Annotated in this window: 4 protein-coding genes; all 4 read left to right on the top strand. The window is 63.8% G+C overall.

What is annotated here, in order from left to right:
- A partial coding sequence (gene adh, locus KBA48_RS32080) for an aldehyde dehydrogenase (protein WP_292912739.1) occupies positions 1-1020 on the top strand: 1020 nt, incomplete at its 5' end.
- A 97-nt stretch (positions 1021-1117) separates the two neighbouring features.
- Positions 1118-1504 carry a DUF779 domain-containing protein gene (locus KBA48_RS32075; protein WP_292912738.1) on the top strand — a complete coding sequence of 129 codons (387 nt, stop codon included), beginning with the start codon at positions 1118-1120 and terminating at the stop codon, positions 1502-1504.
- Between the two features lie 123 nt (positions 1505-1627).
- Complete coding sequence (locus KBA48_RS32070) at positions 1628-3790, top strand: TonB-dependent receptor (protein WP_292912737.1); 2163 nt, start codon at positions 1628-1630, stop codon at positions 3788-3790.
- A 180-nt stretch (positions 3791-3970) separates the two neighbouring features.
- Entirely contained in the window at positions 3971-5620 is a 1650-nt protein-coding gene (locus KBA48_RS32065; RefSeq protein WP_292912736.1) for a pectate lyase, read from the top strand.
- Positions 5621-5738 lie beyond the last annotated feature (118 nt).

Raw genomic sequence — 5738 nt, 5'->3', positions numbered from 1 at the left:
ATTCTGATGGCCGCCTGGAAGCTGGCCCCGGCGCTGGCCGCCGGCAATTGCGTGGTGCTGAAGCCCGCCGAACAGACGCCGATGTCGATCATGGTGCTGATGGATGTCATCGGCGACCTGATCCCGCCCGGCGTGCTGAACGTCGTCAACGGCTTCGGGATCGAGGCGGGCAAGCCGCTGGCCACCAACAAGCGCATCTCCAAGATCGCGTTCACGGGTGAGACCACGACCGGCCGCCTGATCATGCAGTACGCGTCGGAGAACCTGATCCCCGTCACGCTGGAACTGGGCGGCAAGTCGCCCAACATCTTCTTCGCCGACGTGATGGCGGAGGATGACGATTTCCTGGACAAGGCGCTGGAAGGCTTCGCCATGTTCGGCCTGAACCAGGGCGAGGTCTGCACCTGCCCGTCCCGCGCCCTGGTCGATGAACGTATCTATGACCGGTTCATGGAAAAGGCCGTCGCCCGCGTCCAGAAGATCAAGCAGGGCAGCCCGCTGGATGCCAGCACCATGATCGGCGCCCAGGCGTCGAACGATCAGCTGGAAAAGATCCTGTCCTATATCGATATCGGCCGGGGCGAGGGCGCCAAGGTCCTGACCGGTGGCGGCCGCGCCGATCTGGGTGGTGATCTGTCGGGCGGTTATTACGTCACGCCGACCGTTCTGGAAGGCCACAACAAGATGCGGGTGTTCCAGGAGGAAATCTTCGGCCCCGTCCTGGCCGTCACCAAGTTCCGGGGCGAGGAAGAAGCGCTCGCCATCGCCAATGATACCCTGTACGGCCTGGGTGCCGGTGTCTGGACCCGTGACGGCAGCCGCGCCTATCGCTTCGGCCGCAATATCCAGGCCGGCCGCGTCTGGACCAACTGCTACCACCTCTATCCGGCCCATGCGGCCTTCGGCGGCTACAAGCAGTCGGGCATCGGGCGCGAAACGCACAAGATGATGCTGGACCATTACCAGCAGACCAAGAACCTGCTGGTCAGCTACAGCCCCAAGGCCCTTGGGTTCTTCTGAGCAGCGAACGCCTGTCCTCCCGTATGAGGCAACCTGGCAGCGGGTGACGTCGAAAGGCGTCACCCGCCTTCTTTGTTTCAAGCCGAAAGGAGCGCCCATGATCCCCCGCGTCCTGTCCACGCCAACGGCCGACGCCCTGATCGACCGGCTGCGCGCCATGCACGGCCCGGTGATGTTCCACCAATCGGGGGGGTGCTGCGACGGGTCCGCACCCATGTGCTACCCGGCCGGAGAGTTCAAGGTCGGCAGCCGCGACGTCTATCTGGGCGAGATCCATGGCGCGCGCGTCTTCATCGGGGCGGCCCAGTTCGAATATTGGGAACATACCCAACTGATCATCGATGCCGTGCCCGGCCGGGGGGCCGGTTTCTCGCTGGAGGGGCCCGAAGGCATGCGGTTCCTGACCCGATCGCGGGTCTTCACGGACGATGAGGCGGCAGAACTACAGGCGGCGGGGCCGGTTCTGCGCGGGGATGAGGTGTAGAAAGGCGGCGTCATCACGGCCGTGCAACCCTGTATCCCACCCGCTTTTTCTTGCGGTGATGAATGATTTCGTGAATTCAGGCGCGGAACCCAGATCGAACCCCAGACATTGGTTCCGCAACCCATGAAACACTCTTTTTCCCTTTACGCCCGTATTCTGTCCGCGACGACCGCCCTTCTGGCCCTGTCGCTTCCCGCAGCAGCGGAAACGGCCCCCGGCGCCACCAGCCTTGACGAGATTGTCGTCACCGCCACCCGCCGCGCCACCCAAATCCGCGATGTCCCGGCCAGCGTGTCCCGCGTGGACCGTGATGATTTCGAGCCGAAAGCCACCCGTTTCATCGGGGAGGAGTTGCGCGGTCTGCCCGGCCTGATGGTCAAGACCAACGACCAGGGCACCTATACCGACATCACCATCCGGGGCGTGCCCAACCGCGTGCATAACGATACAATCACCGTGCTGATGGATGGTGTGCCGTTCGTCACCGGCGATGATGAGGTCGACCTGGAACAACTGCCCTTTGGCGTGGTTGGTCAGGTCGATGTCGTGCGTGGCCCCACCAGCGCCCTTTACGGTCGCGGCGCCATCGCCGGCACCATCAATTACATCACCCGCGAGGTGACGGACGAGCCGCTGAACCAGGCACAGGCGGGCGTTGGCTCCCACAACTGGTGGAATGCCGCCGCCATGGTGCAGCGGGCCACGGGCGATGTCGGCGCCATCCTGATCTCTGCCCAGGCGCAAGGGTCGGATGGCTGGCGTGACCGCACTGACCGGAAGGAACAGACCCTGTTCGTGAAACAGCGGTTGGACCTGACCGATGCGACCGTCCTGAACCTGACCGGCACCTATGTGAATACCGAACAGGGGCTGGCCGGGGAGTTGCCCACCGATGCCAATGGCATTCCCATCGCCCTGCCCGGCGGGCGCAAGGGCAACTGGAACCAGGATGGCGCCGGTTTCGACAAGCGCATGTGGACAGGCACGGCGGTCCTGACCAGCGACGTGACGGACAGCGTTAACACCACCACCCGCCTGCATGCCCGCCACGCCAACACGGCCGGCCGTCAAGGCTTTTTCAATCCCTATGACCCCGCCAGCGGCACCGTGAATTTCACCGGCTTCCGCGTGGATGGCAGCACCGACACCTATTTTGCCGAACAGCAGGTGGATGCGCGGCTGGACAATACCTGGCGCATTCTGGCCGGTCTGTCGGCGGAGCAGGTGGAGGCCCACCATGTCGAGACCTGGACCGGGGAGTTCGATTTCGGCCCCCGCTTCTATACCCAGCGGCGCAACGCCCTGACAGGCGCGCATGTCGATGCCGATCTGTGGCAGTCGGATTACCTGCTGAACGCCCAGGCCCGCAACCGCACCCAGGCGGCCTTTGCCCAGGTCGATGGCGATTGGGGGAATGTGGCGGCCAGCGTCGGGGCGCGGCTGGACCGGTTCCAGCGCAAGGTGCATTACGGTCCCTCGGGCAGCGGCTATGGCCCCGACCCGGAGGTGACCGTGAAGGACAGCGACAGCCATATCAGCCCCAAGGCGTCGCTGCGCTGGCGGGTCAATGATCTGGTCACCGCCTATGCCGCGTTCGGGGAGGGGTTCAGCCCCGGATTCGGCCCCATCTGGTCCTTCCGCAATCGCAACAAGGACCTGAACCCGGAAATCGCCCGCAATATCGAGGCGGGATTGAAGGGACAGACGGCGGATGGGCGCTTCACGGCCAGCGTGACCGCCTATCAGCTTCGCCGGTCGGATCTGTTGCAGCTTCTGCCCGTCGGTGGCTCCGCCCGCACCATCAATAATGGCCGGCAGCGGTCACGCGGGGTGGAGGTGGAGGCCAATGCCGACCTGGGCAATGGAACCGCGCTGAACCTGACCTATGGGTTCACAGAGGCCATCTGGACCGAAAACGCCTTTCTGGAACCCGACACCAACCGGCCGTTCGACTTCACCGGCAAGGATGTGGCGGGCGTGCCACGCCATGCCGGGCGGGTGGAGATCGTGCAGGCGGTGGAAGCGGCAGCCCTGACCCTGCGCGGCTGGGCGGATATTTCCGGCGACTATGCCTATGACGGGACCAACAGCCGCAAGGCCGGCGGCTATATGCTGGCCAATGCCGCCATCACCTGGGCGGCGCTGGACGCGCTGGACCTGACGCTGACGGGGCGCAACCTGTTCGACCGAAAGGTGAACAGTGTGGTGGCCAACAATGACGGTCCCTTCGCCTATTTCCCGCAGCCGCCGCGGGAATGGGTGCTGACCGGCACCGTCCGGTTCTGATGACAAGCAGGGACCGGGATCGACCGGTCCCTGCCATTCTATTTCATTTCCGTTTCGATGCTGACACCGGTGACATTTTGTAACACGATCACTCTAGGAAACCGGTGTCATGTGTGATTTACTCGGGGCTTGAGAGGTGGCCGACAGAGCCGCCATGGAGCGAAGCCCGGAGACGTTCGAATGACCATCGCCGCTTTTAAGCGTGCCCTGATCTGCGCCTGCCTGCCGCTGATGCTGGCCCTGCCCGGCCATGCCCAGACCGCCGCCAGCCCCACCGCGCAGGAAGCCGTGCAGGCCCCCAGCCGCGACGAAATCCTGGTCACCATGAAACGGGCGGCACGGTTCATGATCGAGGAGGCGGCCGTCAATGGCGGCTATGTCTGGCAATATCTGCCCGACTTCTCCCGCCGCTGGGGCGAGTTGGAAGCCAACAAGACCATGATCTGGGTGCAGCCGCCGGGCACGGCCACCGTGGGGCACCTGTTCCTGGACGCGTACCACGCCACGGGCGACGCCTGGTACCTGGATGCCGCCATGAAGACGGCAGACGCGCTGATCAAGGGGCAGTTGGACAGCGGTGGCTGGAACTATGTCATTGACACTGCTGGTGAAGAGTCACTGAAGCGCTGGTACGACACCTATGGCAAGAACGCCTGGCGCATGGAGGAATTCCACCATTATTACGGCAACGGCACCTTCGACGATGCCGGCACGGCCGAGGCCACACAGTTGCTGCTGCGCCTGTACCTGGAGAAGAAGGACAAGGGCCTCAAGAAGGCGCTCGACAAGGCGCTGGGCTTCATCCTGAACGCACAGTACCCCAATGGCGGCTGGCCGCAGCGTTTCCCGCTGGTCAAGGATGGCGGCCTGCACGGCAAGCCGGACTATACCGGCTACATCACCTTCAATGACGATGTGTCGGGGGAAAATCTGGAAGTGCTGATCTTCGCCTATCAGGTGCTGGGCGACAAAAAGCTGGTCGATCCCATCCGGCGCGGCATGGACATTTTCATCGCCACCCAGCAGCCGCAGCCGCAGCCCGCCTGGGGCCTGCAGCACCGGACCACGGACCTGAAGCCGGCCGGAGCGCGCACCTATGAGCCCGAAGCCTTCGCCACCCATACGACGGCCAACAATATCAAGCAGTTGCTGAGTTTTTACCGCCTGACCGGCGATGTAAAATATCTGGCGCGCGTGCCCGAGGCGCTGGATTGGCTGGACAAGGTGCAATCGCCGCCCAACCTGCGCAGCCAGGGCCGCACCCACCCGACCTTCCTGGAGATCGGGACGGACAAGCCGCTATACCTGCATCGTCGCGGGTCGAACGTGGTGAATGGTGAATATTACACCAGCGACAGCCCGGTCGAGGTGATCGCCCATTACGGGTCGTTCCGGTCCATCGATACCGCCGCCCTGCGCGCCGAATATCAGAAGCTGGCCGCCACGACGGGGGAAGCGGTTTCCAAGGGTTCCCCCTTGCTGGCCAAACCCGGCACCTATGCCCTGCCCCGCTATTTCACGCTGCGCGATGTCGATGTGTTCGACATGATGAAGAAGGACCAGAAGGAAAAGGTGGCGGGCGGGGACAAGCTGGCCGATCTGGTCCGGGGCCTGAACCCGCGCGGCTATTGGCCGGTGAAGCTGACGGCCGTGTCGAACCCCTATATCGGCGATGGCCCCGCCACGCCCACGGGCGGTGAATACCGGGCGACCCGCGTGGGCGACCTTTACGACACTTCCCCCTACATTGCCGATGATCCGGTGGAGGGCATTTCCACGGCGGCCTTCGTCAAGAATATGGGCGAGTTGATCAAGGCGCTGGGACAGTGAGGGAACGCCTCAGATATCCAGATCCACCTGATGGCTGTCCGGGGTGACGGCCATCAGGGCATGGATATAATTGGAAATCTTGGTGGCCCGTCGCTGTGCAGGCCCAGCAGGACCTGCA

Source organism: Niveispirillum sp., from assembly GCF_017996735.1.
In the GTDB taxonomy this organism is placed as follows: Bacteria; Pseudomonadota; Alphaproteobacteria; order Azospirillales; family Azospirillaceae; genus Niveispirillum.
This window is presented reverse-complemented; position numbering and strand designations above follow the sequence as displayed.

Bases quoted from the DNA above. Each gene is read 5' to 3' on its own strand.
- KBA48_RS32065 (WP_292912736.1), top strand. From the start codon at position 3,971: ATGACCATCGCCGCTTTTAAGCGTGCCCTGATCTGCGCCTGCCTGCCG.
- KBA48_RS32075 (WP_292912738.1), top strand. From the start codon at position 1,118: ATGATCCCCCGCGTCCTGTCCACGCCAACGGCCGACGCCCTGATCGAC.
- KBA48_RS32070 (WP_292912737.1), top strand. From the start codon at position 1,628: ATGAAACACTCTTTTTCCCTTTACGCCCGTATTCTGTCCGCGACGACC.